The 25,795-nt window shown below is 41.6% G+C and carries 21 protein-coding genes; 13 read left to right on the forward strand and 8 right to left on the reverse strand.

What is annotated here, in order from left to right:
• Positions 1-4 precede the first annotated feature (4 nt).
• From NQ518_RS03225 to NQ518_RS03255, 7 genes are all read left to right on the forward strand, one after another.
• Positions 5-3,421, forward strand: coding sequence for a TonB-dependent receptor (locus NQ518_RS03225; RefSeq protein WP_004348808.1), 3,417 nt, complete (start codon positions 5-7; stop codon positions 3,419-3,421).
• An 11-nt stretch (positions 3,422-3,432) separates the two neighbouring features.
• A complete protein-coding gene (locus NQ518_RS03230; RefSeq protein ID WP_004348809.1) occupies positions 3,433-5,163 on the forward strand; it encodes a RagB/SusD family nutrient uptake outer membrane protein in 1,731 nt (576 codons plus the stop codon).
• A gap of 49 nt (positions 5,164-5,212) precedes the next feature.
• Positions 5,213-6,064 carry an endonuclease/exonuclease/phosphatase family protein gene (locus tag NQ518_RS03235; RefSeq protein ID WP_004348810.1) on the forward strand — a complete coding sequence of 284 codons (852 nt, stop codon included), beginning with the start codon at positions 5,213-5,215 and terminating at the stop codon, positions 6,062-6,064.
• A gap of 85 nt (positions 6,065-6,149) precedes the next feature.
• Positions 6,150-6,836 carry an endonuclease/exonuclease/phosphatase family protein gene (locus NQ518_RS03240; protein ID WP_004348812.1) on the forward strand — a complete coding sequence of 229 codons (687 nt, stop codon included), beginning with the start codon at positions 6,150-6,152 and terminating at the stop codon, positions 6,834-6,836.
• A 102-nt stretch (positions 6,837-6,938) separates the two neighbouring features.
• Positions 6,939-9,014 carry an alpha-N-acetylglucosaminidase gene (locus NQ518_RS03245; RefSeq protein WP_374211131.1) on the forward strand — a complete coding sequence of 692 codons (2,076 nt, stop codon included), beginning with the start codon at positions 6,939-6,941 and terminating at the stop codon, positions 9,012-9,014.
• 13 nt (positions 9,015-9,027) lie between these two features.
• On the forward strand, positions 9,028-11,199 hold the full coding sequence (locus NQ518_RS03250; RefSeq protein WP_227205095.1) for an alpha-N-acetylglucosaminidase: 2,172 nt from the start codon (positions 9,028-9,030) through the stop codon (positions 11,197-11,199).
• Between the two features lie 152 nt (positions 11,200-11,351).
• Positions 11,352-11,912 (forward strand): RNA polymerase sigma factor, encoded by a 561-nt coding sequence (locus NQ518_RS03255; RefSeq protein ID WP_227205097.1) that lies wholly within the window; start codon positions 11,352-11,354, stop codon positions 11,910-11,912.
• A 259-nt stretch (positions 11,913-12,171) separates the two neighbouring features.
• Here NQ518_RS03255 and rplI read toward each other — a convergent pair whose 3' ends face one another.
• The 3 genes from rplI to rpsF are packed head-to-tail and all read right to left on the reverse strand — an operon-like array spanning position 12,172 to position 13,401.
• A complete protein-coding gene (rplI, locus tag NQ518_RS03260; protein ID WP_227205099.1) occupies positions 12,172-12,762 on the reverse strand; it encodes a 50S ribosomal protein L9 in 591 nt (196 codons plus the stop codon).
• Between the two features lie 19 nt (positions 12,763-12,781).
• On the reverse strand, positions 12,782-13,054 hold the full coding sequence (gene rpsR / locus NQ518_RS03265) for a 30S ribosomal protein S18 (protein ID WP_004348819.1): 273 nt from the start codon (positions 13,052-13,054) through the stop codon (positions 12,782-12,784).
• A 2-nt stretch (positions 13,055-13,056) separates the two neighbouring features.
• The gene (rpsF, locus tag NQ518_RS03270) at positions 13,057-13,401 is read right to left on the reverse strand and encodes a 30S ribosomal protein S6 (RefSeq protein WP_004348820.1); all 345 of its coding nucleotides are present in this window, start codon (positions 13,399-13,401) and stop codon (positions 13,057-13,059) included.
• A gap of 115 nt (positions 13,402-13,516) precedes the next feature.
• Between rpsF and NQ518_RS03275 the strand changes: the two genes are divergently transcribed.
• Positions 13,517-13,699 carry a hypothetical protein gene (locus NQ518_RS03275; RefSeq protein ID WP_146014584.1) on the forward strand — a complete coding sequence of 61 codons (183 nt, stop codon included), beginning with the start codon at positions 13,517-13,519 and terminating at the stop codon, positions 13,697-13,699.
• Positions 13,700-13,826: 127 nt separating this feature from the next.
• Here NQ518_RS03275 and NQ518_RS03280 read toward each other — a convergent pair whose 3' ends face one another.
• Positions 13,827-14,630 (reverse strand): DUF4738 domain-containing protein, encoded by an 804-nt coding sequence (locus NQ518_RS03280; RefSeq protein WP_227205101.1) that lies wholly within the window; start codon positions 14,628-14,630, stop codon positions 13,827-13,829.
• A 42-nt stretch (positions 14,631-14,672) separates the two neighbouring features.
• A complete protein-coding gene (gene rfbC / locus NQ518_RS03285; RefSeq protein ID WP_227205104.1) occupies positions 14,673-15,221 on the reverse strand; it encodes a dTDP-4-dehydrorhamnose 3,5-epimerase in 549 nt (182 codons plus the stop codon).
• 144 nt (positions 15,222-15,365) lie between these two features.
• Between rfbC and NQ518_RS03290 the strand changes: the two genes are divergently transcribed.
• Together NQ518_RS03290 and NQ518_RS03295 are read left to right on the forward strand one after the other, a co-directional pair.
• Positions 15,366-16,472, forward strand: coding sequence for an HU domain-containing protein (locus NQ518_RS03290; protein ID WP_227205106.1), 1,107 nt, complete (start codon positions 15,366-15,368; stop codon positions 16,470-16,472).
• Between the two features lie 9 nt (positions 16,473-16,481).
• Positions 16,482-17,015, forward strand: a complete 534-nt coding sequence (locus NQ518_RS03295) for an FHA domain-containing protein (RefSeq protein WP_227205108.1) — start codon at positions 16,482-16,484, stop codon at positions 17,013-17,015.
• Between the two features lie 50 nt (positions 17,016-17,065).
• On the opposite strand, the gene NQ518_RS03300 is transcribed toward NQ518_RS03295, so the two are convergent.
• The 3 genes from NQ518_RS03300 to NQ518_RS03310 all read right to left on the reverse strand — a co-directional run bounded on the left by NQ518_RS03300 (position 17,066) and on the right by NQ518_RS03310 (position 21,393).
• A complete protein-coding gene (locus NQ518_RS03300) occupies positions 17,066-17,860 on the reverse strand; it encodes an ADP-ribosylglycohydrolase family protein (RefSeq protein ID WP_227205110.1) in 795 nt (264 codons plus the stop codon).
• Between the two features lie 111 nt (positions 17,861-17,971).
• Positions 17,972-20,548: a carboxypeptidase-like regulatory domain-containing protein gene (locus tag NQ518_RS03305; RefSeq protein ID WP_227205112.1), complete on the reverse strand. Its 2,577-nt coding sequence runs from the start codon at positions 20,546-20,548 to the stop codon at positions 17,972-17,974.
• 14 nt (positions 20,549-20,562) lie between these two features.
• Entirely contained in the window at positions 20,563-21,393 is an 831-nt protein-coding gene (locus NQ518_RS03310; RefSeq protein WP_227205114.1) for a GLPGLI family protein, read from the reverse strand.
• A gap of 1,080 nt (positions 21,394-22,473) precedes the next feature.
• On the opposite strand from NQ518_RS03310, the gene NQ518_RS03315 reads away from it, so the two are divergent.
• The 3 genes from NQ518_RS03315 to lysA are packed head-to-tail and all read left to right on the forward strand — an operon-like array spanning position 22,474 to position 25,758.
• Positions 22,474-23,214 (forward strand): cell division ATP-binding protein FtsE, encoded by a 741-nt coding sequence (locus NQ518_RS03315; protein ID WP_227205116.1) that lies wholly within the window; start codon positions 22,474-22,476, stop codon positions 23,212-23,214.
• Between the two features lie 39 nt (positions 23,215-23,253).
• Complete coding sequence (locus NQ518_RS03320; protein ID WP_227205118.1) at positions 23,254-24,591, forward strand: aspartate kinase; 1,338 nt, start codon at positions 23,254-23,256, stop codon at positions 24,589-24,591.
• Between the two features lie 9 nt (positions 24,592-24,600).
• Positions 24,601-25,758, forward strand: coding sequence for a diaminopimelate decarboxylase (lysA, locus tag NQ518_RS03325; RefSeq protein ID WP_227205120.1), 1,158 nt, complete (start codon positions 24,601-24,603; stop codon positions 25,756-25,758).
• Positions 25,759-25,795: the final 37 nt, after the last annotated feature.

Below are 25,795 nucleotides of genomic sequence, written 5' to 3' on the forward strand. Positions count from 1 at the left end.
AGCTATGAAGACAACAACTCAATTAAACATTGTCAAACGACTATGTGTGTTTTTTGTGGCAACATTGTTACCTCTTTGGCTCTGTGCTCAAAGTCAGGTGATAAGTGTGAAGTTCAACAACATGCCCCTTGGAAAAGCGATGAAGGTTATAGGCAAGAAATCGAATCTAAAGATTGCCTATAGCAAGGAATTTGTCGACTTGGATAAGCTGGTAAGCCTGTCTGCCAAGAATAAAAGGGTAGATAAGGTGCTGGATGCCTTGTTCCATAATATTGATGTGGCTTACAGCATCAAGAACGGTACCATTATGTTGTATAGGACAAACAGGCTGAAAAAGGACGCTAAGACCAAGCCTTCACCAACTTATGTAGCGAATGATGCACAGCCAGCTGTTTACGGAAGGGTAAAGGATAAAAATGGTGAACCTCTTGTTGGAGCGACTATTTCGACACTTGACCAAAAAGTTATTGCCATCACTGACCAAGAAGGACAGTTCAGCATTAAAGTAGATCCTGGTACAGTACTGAAGATTAACTATGTAGGTTGTGAGGAGATTAAGTACACAGTTAGGGATGGCAGGACCATATCCCTTGTGATGCAGGAAGATGCCACGGGGCTGGATGAGGTCGTTGTTGTTGGCTACGGCACACAAAAGAAAATTAATCTAACTGGAGCTGTTTCAATGATTAAGGGCGATGCGTTGGAAAATCGACCGATAGCTAACGTTACATCAGGTTTGCAAGGAATGCTGCCAGGGGTAACCATTGAGTCTTCGAGCGGACAACCAGGTGCAGTCCCCAGTATTAGGGTTCGTGGTATCAACACCATCAGCAGCAACACCTCGCCATTGATTTTAATTGATGGAGTGGCAGGAGGCGACTTAAACCTTCTGAATCCGTTGGACATCGAGAGTGTATCGGTGCTCAAGGATGCAGCCTCGTCAGCTATCTATGGTGCCCGCGCTGCAAATGGTGTGATATTAATCACAACGAAAAAAGGTAAGAGAAAAGAGAATGCCCATGTGTCTTACAGTGGATATGTGGGAATGCAAACCCCTACAGCCTTACCAAAGTTGGTTAACGGAAGGCAATATATGGAGCTTTACAACGAGTCCATGGCAGCAGCTGGCTTCTCCAAGCCATACAGCGAGGATGCGTTCCAAAAATATGATTCAGGAGAATATCCAAATGAATATTCCAACACCGACTGGGTGCATGAGATTTTCAAAAAGAATGCTTTACAGACCTCCCATGCAGTTAGTGTAAGAGGTGGTGGTGACAAAAGTGCGTATTTTTTATCATATGGCTACTTAAACCAAGATGGTTTGGTGGTTGGCGATGCGTTCAATTCCAAGCGTCATAATGCTCGTATCAATGTGAATACAGAAATAGGATCTCGCTTGAAACTGAACGGAACGGTTAGTTTTGTGGATTTCAACCGCCAGGTATCTGGATTTTCAGGAACGGGTGGAGTATTTCGTCTAGCCCAGAGAATCTCACCGTTGCTGCCAATCAAATGGAAGCAGAAGAACGATGCCGGACAATGGGAAGATACGCCGTACTGGTCATACGGATCGGTAGGCAACCCATTGTATGTCGCGTATGAAGGTGGTTCACAGAAATCTAAGTCGAGAACGTTAAATGCTATCGTTGAAGCCAATCTTAAGATCGTAGACGGGTTATATTTGAATGGACAATACTCTGCAAACTACTATTTCCGTGAAATAGATGAGTTTTCGCCCACGTTGCTAAAGTTTAATGCAGATGGCGAGCCAAGCCCCGACAACAAGACGATGAAAAATTCAGTTCAGCAAAGTCATCAAGATGCATTGACGCAAAGCTTCCAAATCACGTCTACTTTCAACAAGAAGTTCTGGAAGCACGATATTGGAGCATTGCTGGGCTTTTCACAAGAATGGTATGATAACAGCAATTTGAGTGGAAGTCGAAAAAACATTCTCGTAGATGATATTTATGTGCTTAGTATGGGTACGGAAGACATTACAAATAGCGGCACCAAAGGACAATGGGCATTACAATCTTATTTTGGCCGACTGAATTATGCTTTTGACAATAAATATTTGCTTGAAGCCAACCTTCGTATAGACGGCACTTCTCGTTTTGCAAAGAACAACCGTTGGGGCTATTTCCCTTCGTTCTCTGTTGGCTGGAATTTCTTCAGAGAGGATTTCATGCGGTTCCTCGATTCTTATATGTCGATGGGAAAGCTGCGTGCATCCTGGGGAGAATTGGGTAACCAGAATGTGGGCAGTACATTCTATCCTTATGTTACTCCCATCGAACGTAGGGAAAAGGCATATCCTATCGGTGATACAAACAACGTTGGATTTGAGCAAAGGAAACTGGGAAATACAAACATCAAGTGGGAGACGATACGCATGATGAATGTCGGTTTGGACTTGAACTTTATTAGCAATAGATTGTCCTTGACGTTCGACTGGTTTAAGAAGGAAAATATCAATGCACTGGTGAAACCTATTTTTCCGACTATTGTAGGTGTTGTTGGTTCGAATAATCTTCCGTTTGAAAACATGGGACGTATAGAGAACAAAGGCTGGGAGTTTGGTGCTTCTTGGCGAGACCATATCGGTGAAGTAAGATATGGACTGAGTTTAAATATATCCGATTCGAAAAATAAAATTACTGATTTGGGCAATAGCGAACCAAGTCTTGGTAACCATATCCGGCGTGTAGGTGATCCTATCAATGCCTATTATGGGTATCTGACTGACGGTTTGGCTCAAACGAGCGATTTCGAAGGAAGAAACGAAGATGGAAAGTATATCAATCCTAAATTTGTTGTGCCAAACGCACATAAGTCAATTGTTCAACCAGGAGACATTAAGTATCGGGATGTTAGCGGTCCAGAGGGCAAGCCTGACGGTATGATTGACGAGTATGATAAGGTGGTGTTTGGCGAGCCATTCCCTCATTACACCTATGCAATCAAGGCCAATATTGCATGGAAAGGCTGGGATTTCAGTTGTTACTTTCAGGGCGTGGGGAAAGTGAATGGTTATCTTTCAGACGAAGCCCGTCACTGTTTCATCAATGACTATTCGGTTCCAAAAGTTGAACACTTGAACCGTTGGACACCTAATAATCCCAATGGAACTTATCCGAGATTGTATCAAGGACAGTCGCACAACCTCATGTTTAGCAATTATTGGCTCGAGGACGCATCATATCTACGTTTGAAGAACGTGCAGTTGGGTTATACCTTCCCTAATAAATGGGTGTCCAAGTTGGGCATGAATCATGTGAGGGCATATTTTTCAGCTGATAACTTGCTGACGTTTACCAAATATTTTGGTTCTTATGATCCAGAAGTACGTGAAACTTCTGGAAGTATATATCCACAAGTCAAAACTTATGTTTTTGGACTATCCGTTAACTTTTAAAATGATGTGTTATGAAGACTTTTAAATATTTTGGCATTCTGTTCATCGGTTTGATGATAACAGTTTCATGCAGCGATATATTAGATAAATACCCTTTGGATTCGGTTACCAACCAAACATATTGGAAAACGGAGGAACAGCTACGTTCGGCCTTGTACCCGTGTTATGATGCTTTTGACTATGAGACTCTAATCAAATGGGCTGAGGCAACTGCTGAAACGGTGTTGTGGGGTGATGTTAAAAGTGGATTGAGCAAGGTTTCCGGAGGTAAACACACCTATAGCGACGGGTTTCCTATGAGCTCATATTGGTCAAGGGCGTATAGCAATATATACACTTGCAATAATTTTCTTGACAACTACAACTCCGCCCCTATCCCACAGGAAGTTAAAGATGTGTATGCCGGTGAAGTGAAGGTCATTAGAGCCTATGAGTATTTCATGTTGACCACTTTCTTTGGTGACGTACCATGGGTGGATCATGTGATAACATCCAAAGAGGCCTATATCGCTCGAACGAGCCGTAGTCAAGTCATTGATCATATCTTGGCTGATCTTGACTGGGCTGCTGAACGCTTGCCTGCGAAGAGACAGTTAGGAGTTAATGTTGGTCGCATTGACCGTTGGGGAGCCTTAGCCATGAAGGCTCGTATTGCCTTGCAGAACGAACGTTATGAGATAGCAAGAGATGCCTGCCGGGAGATTATGGATAACAGTCCTTATGGACTGTACGACTATGCTAAGCTATACCAGCAAGAGGGAGACGTAGAGACAAATCCAAAGAACAATGAATCTATTATTTTCAGCCTCTATGTGAAAGATGTTCGCATGCACAACACCTCGCGAGAAATATGCAGTCCGGTTGACTATGTGCGTTTTATGGCATCCAAGACTTTAGTAGATGCGTTTTTGTGTACAGACGGTAAACCGGCTAAGGCAGGATTGGAATATTATCACAATAATAATGTCGTAACTTCTGATTTGTACACATACCCCGAGAAACATTATGCAGACTATTTTAAAAACCGGGATCCGCGTATGAGGATGACACTCTATGCTCCTGGTGACAAGTGGCCCGGCGGCGACGATGGTGACAAGGATGTAGACAACGCAAATCCTATTTTTAAATTACCACGTTTTGCTTCGCTAAGTAACAACAACCGCAAGGGGGCTAACAGCTATACGGGTTTTTATTTTAAAAAGTACAGCATCATTAACAATATAGCTTATAGAAAAGGACATAACAACTATAACGTCATTCGTTATCCTGAGGTTTTACTCACTTATGCCGAGGCCTTGTACAAATTAAACGGCACCTTAACTCAGCAGGAGATTGACGAAACTGTCAATAAGTTGAGAAACCGGGTGGGCATGCATCCTATGAAACTCGACGAGTTGAAGAAATGGAACATGGATCTATGGACAGAATTGAAGCGTGAGCGCCGAGTAGAAATGAGTTTCGACGGTATGCGTTATGCAGATATTATGCGTTGGCGCGAAGGTGAACTGAGATTTGGTCGTGCTATAACGGGACCTAGCTTAACTGTATGCATGAATGATTTAGGGCGGAATCCGTATCCTGACAATGGTGTGGATGAGTTTGGTGACATTGTTCATGAAAAGTCTACGGCCGAAGGCGGAATCCGATATTTCGATCCTAAAAAGCATTATTTGTGGCCTGTGCCGTATGAGGAAAGGCTCAAGAATCCTTTATTGGGACAAAATCCAGGATGGGAGGAGTAATATATTCTCACATTAAACTTTTATAAGTATCAACATAATAAAAAATAAAATGAAAAATATAATTCTTATCATGAGTATTCTGATGATAAATTTGTCAGGATGCTCCAAAGCCAGCACAGACTTCAATACTTCTGGAGATGATGGTTGGGACCATCAAAAGAGTAAAAATAATTTAACGGTAATGAGTTATAATATTCGTCACTGTTCCCCGTATATAGGTTCAGGTGTTCCCTCTCCGGCAGAAGTTGGCAATGTGGCTAAGGTCTTGAAGGATAAAAATGCCGATGTGGTGCTTTTGCAGGAAGTTGATTCCATGACCACACGTGCCTTCAATATTGATCAGGCAAAAGAACTTGCCAAGCGAGCAGGGTATAAATATCACAAATTTTTCAAGCAAAAAGACTATCAGGGTGGAGCTTACGGCGCTGCGATATTGTCTAAATATGAAATGAAGAATATCATAAACCACCCTTTGCCCAAAATGATAGATGGTCAAACGATTAAAGGCAGCAACATATTGGGTAGTGCAAAAATCGTGTTCGCAGGAAAAGATATTTATATTGCGACAATGCATCTCTCCGTTACAGAGAGTGAGCGGCTTAAGCAATTTCCCAAGTACTTAGAATGCTTAGAACCATACGCTCATAAATTGATCATTATAGGTGGCGACTTCAACAGCCGTCCAACTGATGCATCTATAACCATGTTGGAAGCAAACGGCTTTACTCGTACGAACAAAGATCCCAACAAGTTTACCATTCCTTCTGATAAGCCAAATCGTGAGTTGGATTATATTGCCTATAAACCATCAACAGCAGTAGATGTTGTATCTCACACGGTCTTTACCGGGATTAACGCATCAGACCATTTACCAATAGTTTCAGTATTGAAAATTAAATAAAGTTAATATGAGAATCTTAATTTCATTTTACCTACTACTTATCTCACTTTGTGTAGGGGCGCAAGGACCACTCAAGTTAAGAGTCATGACGTATAACTTGCGCTTTGGAGAATTGGCATCACTCGAGGAGTTGGCTTATCACATTAAAGCGTTCAAGCCAGACTTTGTTGCCTTGCAAGAAGTAGACTGCAACACTCATCGTGAACGTGCTCCCAAGCAGAACGGAAAGAACTTTATATCAGAATTAGCCTATCACACGGGTATGTTTGGTTTGTATGGAAAAACCATCGACTACTCGGGGGGCTATTATGGTATTGGTATGCTGGCTCGGTATCCATGCATTGACATGAAAAAAGTAATGCTGCCCAATCCTTCCAAGTCAGAGCAAAGAGCCGTTATGTATGCCACTTACGAAGTAGGTACAGACACGCTCGTGTTTGCTGTAACCCATCTTGATATAAGCGGAAAGGACGCCAGAAAGGAGCAAGCAGAATTTATCGTACAAGAACTTCAAAAGTGTAATTATCCGGTCTTGATTGGAGGAGATTTCAATGCTGGTCCTACCGAACCTGCTATAGAGAAGGTTATGGACAAATGGGGACGCAACATGACAATTATGGATCAGACATATTCATCGACAACTCCAAAGATCAAAATAGACTATATATATGCTTATCCTAAGAATAGATGGGAGGTGAAAACAAGTCAAACGGTACGGTCGTACTTGTCAGACCATTTTCCAATCGTATCGGAAATTATTCTTAAAAGATAACCTTTGCTCAAGATATGAATCATGATGTTTAGGAAATACCGACTTTTACTGTTGTTTCTATTATTACCGCAAGTTTTTCTTGCCGCTGATAATGATATCACAGTGCCAGCAAAAAGAGTTCTCGATCGTATTTTAGAGGTTCCTGAAAACCGCATAGTATATAAGGTTTTACCACGTCAGGAAGGTCTGGATGCTTTCTCTATCAGTTGTGAGAACAATTGTCTAACACTCAGCGGAACAAGTACAACGGCATTGACTTATGCTTTTTACACCTATGTGCGCAATGCTTGCCATGTCATGGCCACATGGAGTGGAAATAATATAAAATTGCCTAAGCAACTTCCAAATTACCACTCTGGTGTCATCAATAGTCCGTTCAAGCTCCGCTATTTTCTTAACGTATGTACATTTGGGTATACAATGCCCTATTGGGACTGGGAGCGTTGGGAAAAAGAACTCGACTTAATGGCACTTCATGGAGTGAACATGCCTTTGGCATCTGTTGCATCAGAGGCAATAGCAGAACGAGTGTGGACGAGAATGGGGCTTTCAAAAGCTCAAATACGGGAGTTCTTCACCGGACCAGCATATCTACCTTGGCACAGAATGGGTAACCTCAACCAATGGGACGGCCCTCTGTCTGATGCGTGGCACAAGCAACAAATAACGTTACAACACAAAATCATATCACGCATGCGAGAGTTGGGCATGCATCCCATTGCACCAGCTTTTGCAGGTTTTGTGCCAAAGGCATTTGCCAAAAAGCATCCAGAGATTAATTTCAAACACCTTCGATGGGGAGGTTTTGCTGATTCCTTGAACGCTTATGTTTTACCACCTGAGTCATCATACTTCAAACAGTTGGGCAAATTATTTATTGAGGAATGGGAAAGGGAGTTTGGTGAAAACACCTACTATCTTTCTGACAGTTTCAATGAGATGAAGCTCCCTGTAAATCCTAATGACGAGGAGGAAAAATGCAGACTATTGGCTGAATATGGCAAGGCAATCTATCAGTCAATAAACGCTGGAAATCCTCATGCGATTTGGGTAACTCAGGGATGGACCTTTGGTTACCAGCATGATTTTTGGAACCGAAAAAGTCTTAGTGCCTTACTCAGCCAGGTGCCAAACGATCGAATGATTATCATTGATTTGGGCAACGATTATCCCAAATGGGTGTGGCATACCGAGCAAACGTGGAAGCGTCACAACGGTTTTTATGGCAAACAGTGGATATTCAGCTACGTTCCTAACTTCGGGGGAAAGACGCTTCTTACAGGCGACTTGGAAATGTATGCTACCGATGCTTCTCTGGCTTTGTCGGCAGCCAACAAAGGTAACCTGGTGGGAATAGGATCTGCTCCCGAGGGATTGGAGAATAACGAGGTGGTCTATGAGCTTTTGACTGATGCCGCATGGACTGACAAGGGGATAAATCTTGATGAGTGGATTGCGAATTATTGCATGGCGCGATATGGCAAATATCCCGACAAGATGAAAGCAGCGTGGAACGGATTCAGAAAAAGCGTATACTCCTCCTTGTATTCATATCCAAGATTTACGTGGCAAACTGCCATACCAGATACTTTGCGCAAGAGTAGGCACGATTTGAATGATACTTACTTCAAAGCTGTTGAGGACTTTTTGTCGTGCGCTGACGAGTTGGGTAAGTCAAAATTCTACCAAGACGACGCGATACTTTTCGCTGCGCAATACCTTGGTGCAAAAGCTGATATATATTACGAGAATGCACTCTGCTATGACTCTCTCAACAAACATGTTGAGGCAAATAAGCAGCTCAGTAAGGCTATTGAGTTGCTGCTGTTTGCTGATAAGATTTTAGCATCCCACCCTACCGACCGACTTGATGTTTGGATAACAAAAGCCAGAAGTCAAGGCCGCACGCCTCAGGAAAAGAATCAATATGAAGCGAATGCTAAGCGATTAATTACCACATGGGGAGGTCACCAAGAAGACTATGCTGCCAGATGCTGGAGCGGACTTATCAAAGACTATTATATTCCAAGAATACAAATATATTTTTCAAACCAACGAGAAACGCTGGATCAATGGGAGAAAAGCTGGATAAACAAACACGGACAAACAGAAAAACAACTCCCCCTGACCAACCCTTTGAAAGATCTGAGAAGAATCATATCAACAATAAACCATTAAAATTCTAACATCAATGAGTGCTGCTAAGAAACTATTCCTTTTGGGTTGTTTGTTATTCATACCATTTTATTGCAATGCAGAGGATCAAGATATTGTGTCAATCAAGGCTTTGGTAAGTCGAATTCTACCTAAGCACGAGTCACAATTCGAATTTACCAAAAACAAGTCAAAGGCAAAAGCAGATGCGTTTACGCTTGAAAGCGGAAAGGATGGCAGGATTCATATTGCTGGAAACAATGCTAATTCAATGGCTGTAGCTTTGAATTACTATCTGAATAACTACTGCCATACCACCGTGTCTTGGTATGCTGAGGTTCCGGTGGTGGTTCCTGATAAACTCCCAGGCGTACCTAATCTCGTTAAATCGAATGCTAAAGTAAAGAGAAGATTTTTTCTTAACTACTGTACGTACGGTTATACGATGCCTTTTTTCAGTTGGAAAGAATGGGAAAGACTCATAGACTGGATGGCGCTGAATGGGGTAAACATGCCCTTGGCCATCACAGGACAGGAGGCTGTTTGGTATGCTGTATGGGAAAGAATGGGCATGTCTGACAGTGAAATTAGGAGCTATTTCACAGGGCCGACATACTTACCGTGGAATAGAATGGCCAATATAGATAAATGGAATGGTCCCCTACCAATGTCTTGGCTCGAACAACAAAAAGAGCTTCAGCAAAGAATCCTGCTACGCGAACGCTCTCTGAATATGAAGCCGGTGCTCCCTGCTTTTTCTGGACATGTACCTGCAAAACTCAAAGAATTATATCCCCAGGCCAATATTAAGTATCTGGGTAGATGGGCAGGCTTCAGTGATGATTACCGGTGTCACTTCCTCAATCCCGAAGACCCTCTGTTTGCCAAAATCCAAAAAATGTATCTCGAGGAACAAAAGGCTTTGTTCGGAACAGATCATATCTACGGAATCGACCCATTCAACGAAGTAGACCCGCCCAGTTGGAAGCCCGAATATTTAAAAGAAATATCACATAATATATATCGTACCGTTACATCTGTTGATCCTGGAGCCGAGTGGATGCAGATGTCGTGGATGTTCTACCATAACAAGAAACAATGGACGCCAAAACGAATAAAAGCTTTGTTAACGGGAGTTCCACAAGGAAAAATGTCTCTACTGGATTATCATTGCGAAAACGTAGAACTTTGGAAGACAACCAATAACTTTTATGGGCAGCCATATATTTGGTGTTATTTGGGAAATTTTGGAGGAAACACAACGATTACTGGAAATGTTAAAGAAAGTGGGCAGAGGCTGAACGAGGCTCTCAACAAGAAGAACAAAAACCTGATAGGCATAGGCTCCACACTGGAAGGACTTGACGTTATACAGTTTCCTTACGAATATATTTTGACACAAGCATGGACGGCAAAACCTGCTGACAAGGAGTGGATAGACAATCTTGCAGATCGGCATGTCGGCTTTTCATCTCCTAAAATGCGGCAGGCTTGGCAGATATTGTTTAATGATATTTATACTCAAATCCCGAGATCATTGGGCATACTGCCAGCATTACGACCCATATTAGGGAAGAATCAGGAGCGTCGAACAGGAATTACTTACCCAGCAAAACGCCTGGAAGAGGTTTGGAAACTTATGAGTCACGTTTCCGAATGTGATAGAAATGAATATCAGTTGGATCTTATTGCTGTTGGCAGACAAGTTTTAGGCAATAAATTTTTAAAGTTAAAGTTGGAACTTGATTCATGCTATGTAAATAAAGATTTAGTTGGCTTACAGCGTACAGGAAACACAATGAAAGAGATTTTGGTCGACTTGGATTATCTCACTGCTGGCAACTCTCGCTGCTCCATTGGTAAATGGATTGATGATGCGCGTGACTATGGAAATAATGACCTGGAAAAAGCATACTATGAAAAGAATGCACGAAATCTCATTACAACATGGGGAGGCTCACTTAACGACTATGCCAATAGAACGTGGAGCGGGCTTATTCGAACCTACTACGTTCGTAGGTGGAGTATGTATATTGACGAGTTGACAGCATCTGTTATGTCAGGAAAGCCGTTCGATCAGCAACAGCTTGATAAGACAATAGGTGAATTTGAACAAAACTGGGTTAACTCAACAGAAAAGATAGATTGTATCGAAACAAGTCATGTTCAGCAGTTCTGCCGTTATCTTATTCAAAAATATGGAATATAGGTTCTTGCCATGTGAAATTTCTTCTTGTAACATAAACTTCATCACATTTTAGCATATTAAAGTTGTTGATAATCAATATTTTTTATAGATTTGTCATGTAATAAACTGAACAGTTAATTCGTCAGTAAATGTACATGAAATAGCAGTTTTGTATGAATCAAGAAGACGTAGTATCGATAAAAGAACTCAAAAATGGCAGTCAACTTGCGTTTGCTGGCATATATAAACTATATGCCAGCCGAGCTTATCTTCTTGCATTTAAATATTTCGGAGACAAGTATATGGCAGAAGATGCTGTTCAAAATGCATTTATCAAGTTATGGAATAATAGAAAAACGCTTAACGAGTCTTGCCCAATCCAAAATTATCTTTTCTGCATTCTCAAAAACGACATCATAAATACTCTCCGAGACAATAAGAAGAAAATAGCAGGAGCTCACTTCTGGCTCAAAGAATTGGTATCCGAAGATGATGGCGATGAGGTGCGATTCGTCAGAGAAAAACAGTGGAAAAAGGTGATGAGAGCTGTGGAAGTCTTACCGCCACAACAAAAGAAGATATTCAAACTAAAACTTAGTAATTATTCTAATTCTGAAATTGCCAACATGTTAAATGTTTCTGTCAATACTATAAAATACATGTATTATATTTCGCTCAAACAAATAAGAACACTTGTCAAGGTGCTTCTGGTCGTCTTTGTTTTTAATCCGTGATGTTAGCTTATAAAAAATGAGGCAGATCTCTTTGACAAGTTTGGCTTGTTAGATGTCAAAGAGAAACCAATGGTTCTCGGATAGTTACAGACAATAGACATGTTAGTCAAATCAAAAATCCCGATTGGTCAGCTGTGCGACCAATCGGGAATACATATAGATTTGCTTTACAGTGCAATTATATATCTAAAAATAATATCCACTGAAGAACATGGATGGGTGTTGGGCAATCAACAATGCGCGCAACAGATCCCGCCACTTATTCAGCAGCCTCTTCAGCGTTTTCAGCTGCTGGGGCTTCTGCCTCTTCTGTTACTTCGGTTTCTGCAACAGGTGCTTCAGCATTTGCTGCCTCTTCAGCAAGTTCTGAAACCTTCTTCGTTTCAGCTGCTGACTCTTCCTTTGGTGCATTTTCAGCTACCACTTTCACAGGAATCTTCACTTCTACTTCCTTGTGGAAGTGAACGACAGCCTCATAGTCACCTACCTTCTTGATGTCACGCATGGTAACAATCTTGCGGTCGATGTCAAAGCCTTTCTTAGCCAACTCTTCTGCCACAGTAGCAGCGGTAACCGAACCATAGGTAACACCGGAAGCAGAAACCTTGGCCGTTATTTCCAAAGCTACATTTTCCAATGCGGCGGCCTTCTTCTCAGCTTCTGCTTTCAAAGCAGCCAACTTGTGAGCCTGCTGTCTCATGTCCTCTGCAAGAACCTTCTTAGCAGATTCTGATGCGATAACTGCCTTGCCTGTTGGAATCAAATAGTTACGTCCGTAACCCTTCTTTACGTTCACTATATCGTTCTTGTATCCAAGACCGATGATGTCTTCTTTCAGTATAATCTCCATTCTGTTTCCTCCTCCTTATTTATTTCATCAAATCGGTTACGTAAGGAAGCAGTGCAATCTGGCGAGCACGCTTAACAGCCTGTGCCACACGACGCTGATACTTCAAAGATGTTCCTGTAATACGACGTGGCAAAATCTTGCCTTGCTCGTTCAAGAATTTCTTGAGGAACTCAGGATCCTTATAGTCAATATATTTGATACCGCTCTTCTTAAAACGGCAATACTTTTTCTTCTTAGTGTCCACTGAAGGTGGAGTCAAATAACGAATTTCTGATTTATTCTGTGCTGCCATGATTATGCCTCCTTTTTGTTTGCATATTTCTGCTTTCTCTTCAATGCATACTCAGCAGCATACTTGTCGAGCTTAACAGTCATATAACGAATTACTTTCTCGTCGCGACGGAAGCCGGTTTCGAGCGTTTGTACCAATGTGGGCTCACCCTTGAACTCAAACAGGCAATAGAAGCCCGAGTTTTTCTTCTGAATTTGGTAAGCCAATTTCTTCATACCCCAGGCCTCTTCATTCAGAATCTCGGCACCATTGTCGGTGAGCAGCTTCTTGAACTTAGCGACCGTTTCCTTCATCTGTTCATCAGACAAAACGGGAGTCAAAATGAAAACGGTTTCGTATTGATTCATACTACTTTAAAAATTAATGATTAAATATTTTTTGCAAATTGCGGTGCAAAGGTACTGTTTTTTTGCAAGTCTGCCAAATAATTTTCGTACTTTTGTCGACAAATACAGATTACTGATGAGAAACAAGTTATCTCCCACGATGGCACTCTACTGCGTATACCTAGGGGTGTTCCTTCTCGTGCTCAGCCACGTTACTGGCTGGAACAGGATGAACGGTCTGTTGCTCACGGCTTTATTGCTCATTTTCTTGGGTATTATCGGTTATATTCTCATCCAAAAGCATCAAGACAAATACTAAAATCCAAGCAGCTTGTTTCTTGTCCACACCTATCACTGCCTACCTTGTTTACAGGTACCTTGTTTATAAGTACCTTTCATGTCATTGAGTAGAATACTGTTAGTAGCTGTTTTGTATTATTATACAACTAAATGCTCAGCTCATATTTTCCCTCGAACGTGATGTTTACTTTGATTACATAACTTGTTGTAGAGTCGGGTATTGGCAGGTACGCTTTAAAATTCACGCTCTGTGAGGAATGATGATCAAAAACAATGTCTGAAAGAATACATTGCGTGTAAAATTGTTGCGGAATGAATTTTTGAAAGTCTGCTTTTTTGAAATCTCGTGAGAACAATTTGTTGGCACCATTGTAAACACTGATGTGTACAATGTTATCGTAATAAACGTTGCCCACCTCAACACCTTCGTCGGTATAAGAATTCTTGATGATTTTATACGTTGTAGGGTTTACCTGAACATAAAGGTGGTAACGCTGTTTATCGACATTGATGACGGTATCGCGTTTGATTAAACTATTTTGGTTTAACGCCACAGGTTGTTTGCGCATAAAGGCAAATTCGTTCTCCGGATTGTCACTCTTGACCAAACGAACCACGTCACCATACTGGTTTTTAAATTCAAAAAGATGCTCCGTTTGTCGGACAATAGCATATTTGACAGCAGACGAGCTTTGTAAAATCAGTGAGTCTTGAACAATCTTGAAATAGACAGGGATGCTGGTTGAGTCAGGATAATAAATCGTATCCTTTTGAACTTTGAAAACAACATCTTCTTCGTCATCATTCAACCAAATGCCTTGCAAAAGCTGCTTGGCCTTCACATCTTCTTGCGCCAATGCTTTCTCGTCCTGCTTACTCTTATTTGCGCAACCGGCAGCAAAGAACATGAGGACGAGTAGAAAGACAGTTGTGGAGATAGATGTTTTCATCGCTACATAAAGACGTTTTTGTGTCAAAATCCTAATGCAGAATCAATCAAAAAGTTCGGCATCAGCTAAAGAGCAGGCTTTTAAATCTTTTTCACTGGTCACTATCTTATCTTTGTCTATGGGCCAGCTGATATTAATAGTTTCATCATCCCAACGTATTCCAGCCTCTTGTGCTGGCGCATAGTGATTGTCCACTTTATAAGTAAAGATGGCCTCGTCACTCAAAACCAAAAAACCATGAGCAAAGCCGCGGGGAATAAACAATTGACGCTTGTTATCTTCGCTCAACTCTACACTGACATACTGGCTGAAAGTTGGTGACGACTTACGAAGGTCAACTGCCACATCAAGCACACGGCCTTTGATAACCCTTACCAATTTAGCTTGCGAACACTCACCTTTCTGATAATGCAAGCCGCGCAAGACACCAAAGCTGGATTTAGATTCATTGTCTTGAATAAAAACAACCTGTCCAATCTGTTTCTGAAAATCAGCCTGCTTCCATGCTTCAAAAAAATAGCCACGCGCATCCTCAAACACTTTTGGTTCGATGATCCATACTCCTTTGATTTTTGTTTCTGTGTACTTCATTATTGACCCTTCTGAAAGTATTCTATAAAGCAAAGGTACCACAATTCAACAGAACTGCAAAGTTTTTGTTGCTTTTATTTATCACCGTTGCAATTTTCACGTTTTTAGTTGCTCTATTCGTAAAAAAACGATAAATTTGCAAACGTGATTGAATTGGAAAAACATATCGAAACGCTGCTTTTGGACAATGACTGTGTCATCATTCCAAATTTTGGTGGGTTCATGGCTCATCCCGTTCATGCTCACTATGAAGAGCAAGATGAGTTGTACTATCCCCCACTCCGCACCATTGGGTTCAATCCACAACTTACCATCAACGATTCATTACTGGCACAGTCGTATGTAGACGTATACGATATCAGTTATCCCGAGGCTCTTCGCCGGATTGAACGTGAGGTTATTGAAATCAAAGAGCATCTCTCAAACGAGGGGCAATTCCATTTGTCAGACATTGGCACGCTACATTATAATAATAGTGAAGGGATATTTACATTCATACCATGCGAGGCCGGCATCTTGACGCCCACCCTGTATGGTCTGAATTCATTGGATATATCCCCTATTTCAAGCGTCACTTCTACTCAACAAGCTACTCAAACAAGCTTTATTGAACAAGCTGAATCACAGCTCAATAAGGCTGATCATGCAGACACTTCAAAGCCATCGGAAGAGCAGCTCATGCCCGCAGAAGTGAAGCTACCTGACACTGATGATAATTCGGGCAAAACTATCCGAGTTAAAGTCAGCGTCATCAGAAACCTGGTTGCAGCTTGTTTGGTGGCTGTGGCGTTCTTTTTGTTTCCGACAACGCTAAACCATCAGGGAAACAATGCCAAATTATTTGGCAACATTGATACCAGCTTGCTGTATCATATCATGCCCAAAGACATTATCACAGGCTCTGTAGACGTACCCAACAACGCTCCTGAGAGAACTGAAGCAAAACCCATTTTAAAAGAAACGAAAGCGGCTGAACCTATTAAGAAAGAGGTAGAAGAGAAAACAACAGCCTACGTTATTGTTTTGGCCAGTAGGGTAACGGTCAGAAATGCAAATGCATACGTAGAAAAGTTACATCAAGCAGGCTATTCTCAGGCAAAAGTTTACACGAAAAATAAAAGCACAAGAGTAATCTACGGACAGTATGAAACCGAAAGTGCCGCATACAATGCCTTGAACAACCTTCAAAACCAAAAGGAATTTGCGGATGGTTGGATTTTGAAACTCTCCCCCATTTCCTCTCATAAATAACCTGTAACATTGAAAAGAGTTCGATGTCCCAAATGTGACAATTACATCACATTTGACGAGACAAAATATTCTAACGGTCAATCTTTAGTTTTCCAATGTCCTGAATGCAACAAACAATTCAGGATTAAGATAGGTGTATCCAAACTGAAAGAAAGACAAAAGGACATGAAAATCGATGAAAACGCTCATCAACAAGCCTATGGAGCAATTGTTGTTATAGAGAACGTTTTCCACTACAAACAAGTTCTTCCCCTTCAGTTCGGCGTCAATCACATTGGACGCTACGTGAAAGGCAACAACATAGAATGCCCTATCGAAACGACCGACCCCAGCGTTGACCTGACGCACTGCAACATCACAGTGTCCAAAGACAAACATGGTAAGCTGAAATACGAGCTCAGCGACGGCCCCAGCTATACCGGTACATTCGTAAACAACCAACTACTGGGCGACCGCGAACGCAGAATCATCCGAGAAGGTTCGCTGTTTACCATCGGGGCAACCAGCATTATTTTACGAACGTCTGACCAGGATGATGAATAAAAAGCGAGTCACGTGCCATATTTTTTCAATATTGTTACATTCGCTATTCGTTATTTGTTCACAACCTCGTCAAATTGTTTGTTCACTTCAAGCATCCATTCGGGAAGTTTCGCGATTGCGTTATCAATCAATTCTTTTGGCATGGTCTTGTAAAAAGCGTATGCCATGGGGCCAGAAATGGCAGCCAAAGTGTCTGCATCACCGCCTAAGGCAATTGCCAACTTCAAACAGTCCGCATAATCTGTGCTTTCTAAGAAGCAGATAAGGGCAGTTGGGACTGTCTGTTGGCAGCTCTCATCAAAATCATAGTTGGGTTTTATACCTTGATAAGTCAAGTCCGACCAATTTGGGTAGTATTTTTCAAGCACATGTTCTCGAATAAAATCTTTGTTTTTCCCGTGCATACCATAGAATATAGCCAAAGCAGTTGCTACTGCTCCTTTAATTCCCTCGGGATGATTATGGGTAGGCATCGCTGTCTGTGTAGCCAGTTCTATACATTCTTTGACATCCTTAGCCATAAATCCAGCCGATGAAACCCTCATGGCACTACCATTACCACAAGAGTAATAAGATGGCTGAATATCTTTTGCAATCAGCCATCTTGCAAACCGTCCGCCAAATCCACGATAAAAGTCTGCACGGCATCTCTTCCATAGGTTTTCAGCCATATTCAAATTCTTAATAAGTGCTTCCGCGCATGCAAACGTGCAAACGGTATCATCAGTATAAGTATTCGATGAAAGTAGTAAATCGACCGCATTATAATTTTTTGTTCGATTTTCAAATTCGTACGGCATTCCTGCGATGTCGCCAATTGCTGCGCTTAATAGTAGATTCTTCATAGTTAATATTTTTTTTGTATAGCATTCAAAACCCTTGCCATCAATGGCTGAATTTCTCTTCAGAATCGAGAAATAATAATACTCTCTTTTGCAACACTTGTCATGTAAGGCTCACATGGTTAATTTCACGGAACAAACACATTCTCTTCCTCTCAATTGATAGTTATAGGTAAATGTATTGACAGAGTTGTAAATGGTATATCCATATTGTTGTTGGTTCAGAATGTTTCTGATGTCAAGAGAAACCTTGAGTGCTTTCTTTCGATAAGATAATCCCATATCCAATAGACTCATGGTCTTCGTCAAATCTTTCGTCAATTCATTCTTCACAATATCAGCAGAAGTGTCGAATGTGAAGCCATCGAATGGCATGATTTTCAAGGAAATCTTGTGCTGCTGACTTAGATAGCTGTTGCTCTGATACTCGGTAGAAAGATAAGTCTTAGCAAACATTCCATGATAATCTAACTCCACATACTTAAAAGGTTGTGAAGTAAGTTTTGGAGAGAGAATCCAACTTTTCCAGGTGTACTTCTGCTGAACATCATTCTGCAAAGTCGTTTGTCGCTTCCATTGATAAACAGCATTTAATGAAATTTTGGTCTTGATAGGCTCTATAAATTTTGTGATACCTACTTGCTCCATCAAACTTCTTCCTGTATTTGGGGCGTATATTTTCGACATGGTGACGAGCTTCGAGCTTGCGTTTTGGCTCAAAAGCAAGTTGTTCTTTTCCTGATTATAAAGAAAATCTACATTGAGAAACCACATTTTCAGTGGTATCTTATAGTCGTAATGTAGCGAGGCATCCCAACTTTTGTTGTCTGCCAATACACCAGAGCCAATCTTCAATGAGGTGTCATTGACTCTGACAGGTGCTTTCAAGAAGTCCAATATGTCGCCAAAGTTACGGGAATAGAACAGGTTGGTACGCAGCACAGAACGGGAGGTTACCTTATAGTTGCCATACACGCTTGGGCAAATGGAATAATACCAAGATCCAGACGATGATGCTGACATGTGGTCTCTATGAGCTATATAGTCTATGCGCATCGGTATTCCCAATCGAAAGACGTATTTGTACTGAGGATGCGAATACTCATATTGTGGTGCCAACGCCATTCTGAGGTTCTGCATACTCACATCGTTGCCTTCATCTGTGGGCTGCAAGTTCGTTTTCACCTTATCTATATAGTAGTTCAACAACAATGGCAAATAGATGCGAGAGTTGAGATGCTTCTTTGATACAGAGATGGTGTTCTCTGTTCTGAACGTTTGTCCATTGGCATTTTGCACTACACCACCAGCAGTTTCCTTGTCAAGCATTATCTTTCCCATAGGCGAACCTTGATATGACAATACAGATGTAACCGACCAACGCAAGTCCTTGTGATTCCACAAGGTAGAGAACTTGTTGTTCAAATCAAACGCTCGCATCTTCTGTTTCTGGTTAAAGAAAGATTCATTTTCTTTAGTTGGCAACTCAGATGTTAGAAAAGAACCAGTGCCAGACAACGTGTTGCTGAGATAAGTCTTATCCGAATTGTCCTTATATTCCAACAGAATGCTTGGGCGATGTACGGTTAATAGAGGTGAATACGCTTGAGCGATGATGATATGATGGTCTGCATCCGCATAACTTCTCGTCAAACTATAATCGTACTTACTTTTGACATAACTATACCCAATATTCCCTTTTAAGGTAACATCCTTTTGAATCTTTTTCAATAGGTTGAAAGATACCAACCTGTCTGTTGGTGAAGCATATCTGTCAACATCAATAGGAGGTTTGGAAGCAGAGAGATTCTCCAACAAATTAGATACGGTAGATGATTTCTCTCTCTTGGCAAAGTGATTGGTTCCGTCTGTCAATGCAAACTGATTGATGTTGCCAGCCTTTAGTGAAGCCAACATTTGGAAGTTTGACATGAAGAGCATTCCTGCACCATTCACTTCATACAAAGTATGCTTGCCTGCACCAAGTGACACACCATAAGAACCAATTGGTTTGAACTTTGCCTTGTTGCTCATTTTTACATTAATCGCCACGTTGTCGGAAAAGACATCCTTTTTGGCTTTCACAGCTTGATGGTTGCTCAACACTTGCACGGTGCTTACTAACGAAGCAGGAATGTTTGTGGTTGCTATGTTATAGCGTCCACCCAATAAATCCATGTTATCAATGTAAAAGTTAGAAATCTCTTTGCCCAGATATTTGATGGAACCTTTGTCCTCAACTTCAATGCCTGGGAGCTTCTTCATGGCATCTTTCAAAGTGTAGTCATTCTTTCCTATATACGAGGCTAAGTTGTAAGTCAGGGTATCACCTCGTTGGTAGATGGCGGGCGCTTTTACCACGACTTCTTTCAATGCAGTTGTTTTCTCTTTCAGGATGAAGTCGCACTTCTGTGAGATATTCTTGATTTCTCTCTTAGCTTTCTCATATCCAATGGTTTCGGCTGTGATGATGATCTGTTTGGCATCTGTCTTCAGCGTTAACTGATAAGCTCCCTTCTCGGTTGTTCGTGCAAAGGCTAAAGTTGCTTTGTCAACAGTTGCCTTTACGATGACTCCTTCCAAAGCCAAACCAGTGGTATCACGCACTATTCCTGTAACTACACTTTGGGAAAAAGAGGAGTTACAGAGGCATGTCAACAGCATGAAAATCAAGAATATTCGCCTATTCATTGATGTTCCAATGTTTACTTCAATTCCAGCGGAACATATCCATTAGGGCGAACTCTCACCACCACACCATTGACCAAGGTTTTGTATTCGCCGTTATCGAATTTCTGAACGCTCATCTCGCTGATGGCTTCTCCTGGGATGTTGCCCATCGGATCTATCTCAAACTTGTTCTTCGCTTTAATAAATTGCTCTCTTGAAATATTGATGGGATTGGCGTATGGCTTCAAGTTCATCGGAGTGTTGGATTTACGAAACGTGATTGCCTTGAACTGATGTAAGTTTTCGGCATCGTTAGCCGCCAATACCAATCCTGGCAGACCGCATAGTTTCCAAGGTCCAAAGGACACTGGTATCTCAGAAGAATACCAAACCGTCCATGTTCTGCCACCATATTCTCCCACTGCCTTTTGACAAGTGTATCCACAAATAGTGTCAGTTTCCTCTGAAAGTTTCCAATTAATCGGTGTGGCGCTCTCGGTATAACTGTAGTAATTTGGTGTGATGACGCTATAAACCGTCAACTTACCTTTGGGCTCATTTTGAGAAACAGACTGGTCGAAGAGTATATCGTTTCTCGTTTCTTGTGCCTTGAACTTCTGGATGTCCGCTTCGGGAGCCTTGCAAGCTATGGCTGAGTCTACTTGAAAGGTGGTATAATCAGAAAACTTTGCTGTGTTTCTACCGATTTGAAGAATGGTAGAGGTCGCATCAATAGAACCTTTGGTGTTTTTTACTTGATACTCGTAGATGCACTCGTATTCATCCACGGGAGAAGAACTTGCATTCTGCCCGAATGCTACAGATGTTAAGCTAACAGCAGCTGTCAGTAAGACAAACTTTTTCATATTCTATGTTTTTTATAGTTGTTACTCATGTGATTTCGGTTGACTCATTGGACAATTTAAAGATGTCGAAGGCTCAATTTTTGAATGAGACGATACTTTATACCCCTGTTGGTCGAATTTATTCAACCAACACATATTTGAATATATGTCATCATTGCTGCTAAATTACAATAAATCTCGGAAAATCAGTAATACTCTACAGATTGTTTTATGAAATATCCAACACCTTAACAAGTTTTAAACTCCGCAAGATGATACGTCAACCCAAGGCTCTTTCATTGAAACAAGGTTGTTCGGTGTAAAAAAAACACCATGTTCTTTTGTATGAATACGAATGGAACTACCATTTTCGACGCGATGTGAAAATAATGCTGGAGGACAATCAACGACACCCGCCTTTTTTGTTAACAAACCTTTCGTTTGTTAAACCGATTCGTTTTCTTTGACAAAATAAAATTGAAAAATAGACAAAATTGGGAGTTATTTTAGGTATTCAAACCCTTAAACGCATCATGTTGTACTCAATTCACATGGAATTAATCAGCAATTAGCATGCTTTTACCGCCCAATTTGCATGCTTTAGCCGCCCAATCTCAATCCTATAAAAGGTCTTTTTTACACAAAATAGAGGGTTTTATGCGCCAAACACATTGCTTTTGGATTTCTCTTTCGGACTAAAAATCACATAAGATACTAACAATCAAACAGATAACAAAACTCTACCATAATGCGCTTATTTACAACACACGAACAAGTTGTTTGAAAAACGTCCAGCATTTGTGTTAAAAAGACGTTGCGACAGAAGACATTTCACAGGTGAACCACCCGTTCGATTAAATAACAAAAAACGGAAAGCAACATGGCTAAATAATAGAGCCATGTACGCCAACCAACTCTTTTCCACCCCGAGAGGCTTATAATTCGGAAAAATTGCCTAAATTTGCATCATACTTCAAGCGTATAAAATGTTTCGTTTAAAAGTAAAAAGACCAACAACGACCTCAATTATAGGACAACCATTCTTGGCTATGACATACCCCAACTGGCATTAAACAAAATCATCAAAAGGAAAAATCAGATATGTTAGTAGATTATCAAAAAGTTCAAATATTTCAAGCAGACAATCACATCTTGCAAAACGTTGACTTCAAAGTAGACGAAGGAGAGTTTATCTATATCATCGGGAAGGTTGGTTCTGGCAAGAGTTCGCTGCTTAAAACCATGTATTGCGAATTGGATATCGAAGGCGATTCAGACACAAAAGCCGAAATCCTTGACAGAGATATCACAAAGGTAAAACGCAACGAAGTGCCTGCGTTGAGAAAAGAAATGGGGATTATCTTTCAAGATTTCCAGCTTCTTCATGACCGGGATGTTTACAAAAACTTGTATTTCGTCTTGAAAGCCACTGGATGGAAAGACAAGAACGAGATTAACCAGCGAATTGATGAAGTGCTCAATGATGTTGGTATGATTGAGAAAAAGTATAAGATGCCTTACGAACTCTCTGGTGGCGAGCAGCAACGTATAGCCATTGCGAGAGCTTTGTTGAACAAGCCGAAGATCATCATCGCCGACGAGCCTACTGGTAATTTGGATCCCGAGACGGCAAGTCACATCGTGAAGCTACTGAAAGACATCACCCAAACGGGAACAGCTGTGGTGATGTCCACACACAACATCCCCATGTTAGACAAATTCCCAGGTATTGTGTACCGTTGCAAAGATGGTCGCATCGTAGACATAACGAACGAATACAACAAAATTGACTTGCAAGAAGAAGCCGAGAGCGATTCGCAACCGTGTCTATCGGTTGAGTGATAAACAATTCATATACGAAGCAATGTAAATATAATAAAGATGAAGGTGATGAAATTTGGGGGAACCTCTGTAGGTTCTCCAGAACGAATGAAGAATGTAGCTTCACTCGTGACACGGTCAGGTGAGCAGACATTTGTTGTTCTGTCGGCCATGGCCGGCACTACCAACACGCTGATAGAGATAGCCGATTATCTCTACAAGAAGAATCCGGAAGGCGCCAATGAGGTAATTAACACATTGGAAGAAAAATACATGCAGCATGTAGACGAATTGTATGCGACGGATGAATACAAGGCGAAAACCCGCGACTTCTTAGCAAGCGAATTCGAATATCTTCGTTCGTTTACCAAAGATCTTTTTACATCGTTCGAAGAGAAGTGCATTGTAGCGCAAGGCGAAATCATGAGTACCAACATGGTGGTAAACTATTTACAGGAGCAGGGTGTTCATGCAGTTCTTCTATCGGCTTTGGATTTTATGAGAACAGACAAGAATGCTGAACCAGACCCACCCTACATCAAGGAAAAACTCTCTGCCATCATGGCTGACAATGAGGGTTACCAGATTTATATCACCCAAGGTTTTATCTGCCGAAATGCTTATGGAGAGGTAGACAACCTACTGCGGGGAGGTTCCGACTATACAGCTTCTTTGATTGGTGCCGCGCTCAACGCTGAAGAAATTGTTATTTGGACCGATATTGACGGCATGCACAACAACGACCCACGCATCGTCGACAAGACCGATGCCGTGCAACAACTCAACTTTGAAGAGGCTGCCGAGCTGGCTTACTTTGGGGCCAAAATCCTCCACCCCACTTGCATCCAGCCAGCCAAATACGCAGGCATTCCCGTTCGACTGAAGAATACGATGGAACCCGATGCGTATGGCACGATCATTGACAACGTGATCGTTCGCGGAAAAATCAAAGCCGTTGCGGCCAAAGACAACATCGTTGCCATCAAAATCAAATCGTCCAGGATGTTGCTTGCGACAGGATTTCTGAGAAAAGTGTTTGAGATTTTTGAAAGCTACCAAACGCCCATTGACATGATTGCCACCAGCGAGGTGGGCTTGTCCATGAGCATTGACAACGCTACGCATCTGGATGAAATTGTTGATGAATTGAAAAAATACGGTACCGTGACCGTTGATATCGACATGTGCATCATCTGCGTGGTTGGTGATTTAGACTGGAGCAATGTTGGATTCGAAACACTTGCCTTGGATGCAATGAAGGATATTCCGGTTCGCATGATTTCCTATGGTGGCAGCAATTATAACATTTCTTTCTTGGTAAGGGAAGCTGACAAGAAGCAAGCATTGCAAAGTTTGAGTGACTTGCTGTTTGAAACAACCTGCGCGAACGGTAATTAACGGGAAGCTATGCATCAGTTGGTTTCATTAGACAAACTTAGCACCAAGCAAACGCCGTTCTATTATTATGACACGGCTTTGCTGAAAGAAACGCTCCAGGCCATCAAGACTGAAATTGAGCCGTATGAACGTTTCCAAGTGCATTATGCCGTCAAGGCAAATGCCAACGCAAAGTTGCTCAACATCATCAGTCAGGCCGGATTAGAGGCCGATTGCGTGAGTGGCGGAGAGATATTGGCTGCCATTGATGCGGGCTTCTCACCTAACAAAATTGTTTATGCTGGCGTTGGCAAAAGTGACTGGGAAATCGCTTTGGGCATTGACCAAGAGATTCTTTGCTTCAACGTTGAGAGCATTGCCGAACTTGAGGTTATCAACGAGATTGCTGAGAAGAAAGGTAAAATCGCACGCATTGCTTTGCGAATCAACCCTGACGTGGAAGCTCATACCCATGCGAACATCACGACAGGACTGGCCGAAAACAAGTTTGGTATTGCCCTGTGCGAGATGGAAACCGCCCTTGAGGCGTGTTTACGGATGAAGAATGTGAGGTTTACCGGCCTACATTTTCATATCGGTTCACAAATTCTTGACATGCGTGACTTTGTTTCTTTGTGCGACAGAATCAATCAATTGCAGGAAGAACTGCATCAACATCATGTTCATGTTGAAAGCATTAACGTTGGTGGAGGATTGGGTGTGAGCTACGAACATCCTGACCAACAACCCATTCCTGATTTCAAAGCATATTTTCAGACATACGCCCAGCACTTGAAGTTGTACCCACATCAAACACTACATTTCGAACTTGGACGCTCTGTCGTCGCACAATGTGGAAGTTTAATCACCAAAGTGCTGTACATTAAACAAGGCGTATGCAAAAAGTTTTGTATCGTTGATGCTGGTATGACCGACTTCATCAGACCCGCTTTGTATCAATCGCGGCACCAGATAGAGAATCTTTCCAGCAATGACGCACATGAATCCTATGACGTGGTGGGACCAATATGCGAGTCGAGTGACGTGTTTGCCAAAGCCATTGATTTGAACCAATGTCATCGCGGCGACCTGTTGGCCATTCGGTCTGCCGGTGCTTACGGCGAAGTAATGGCCAGTCAATACAATTGCAGGAGACTACCCGAAGGTTATTTAACAGAGGATTTATAATATTGTAGAATCATTCGTGTCTATGTTTTTTGACCAG

This window comes from Hoylesella buccalis ATCC 35310 (assembly GCF_025151385.1).
Lineage (GTDB): Bacteria > Bacteroidota > Bacteroidia > Bacteroidales > Bacteroidaceae > Prevotella > Prevotella buccalis.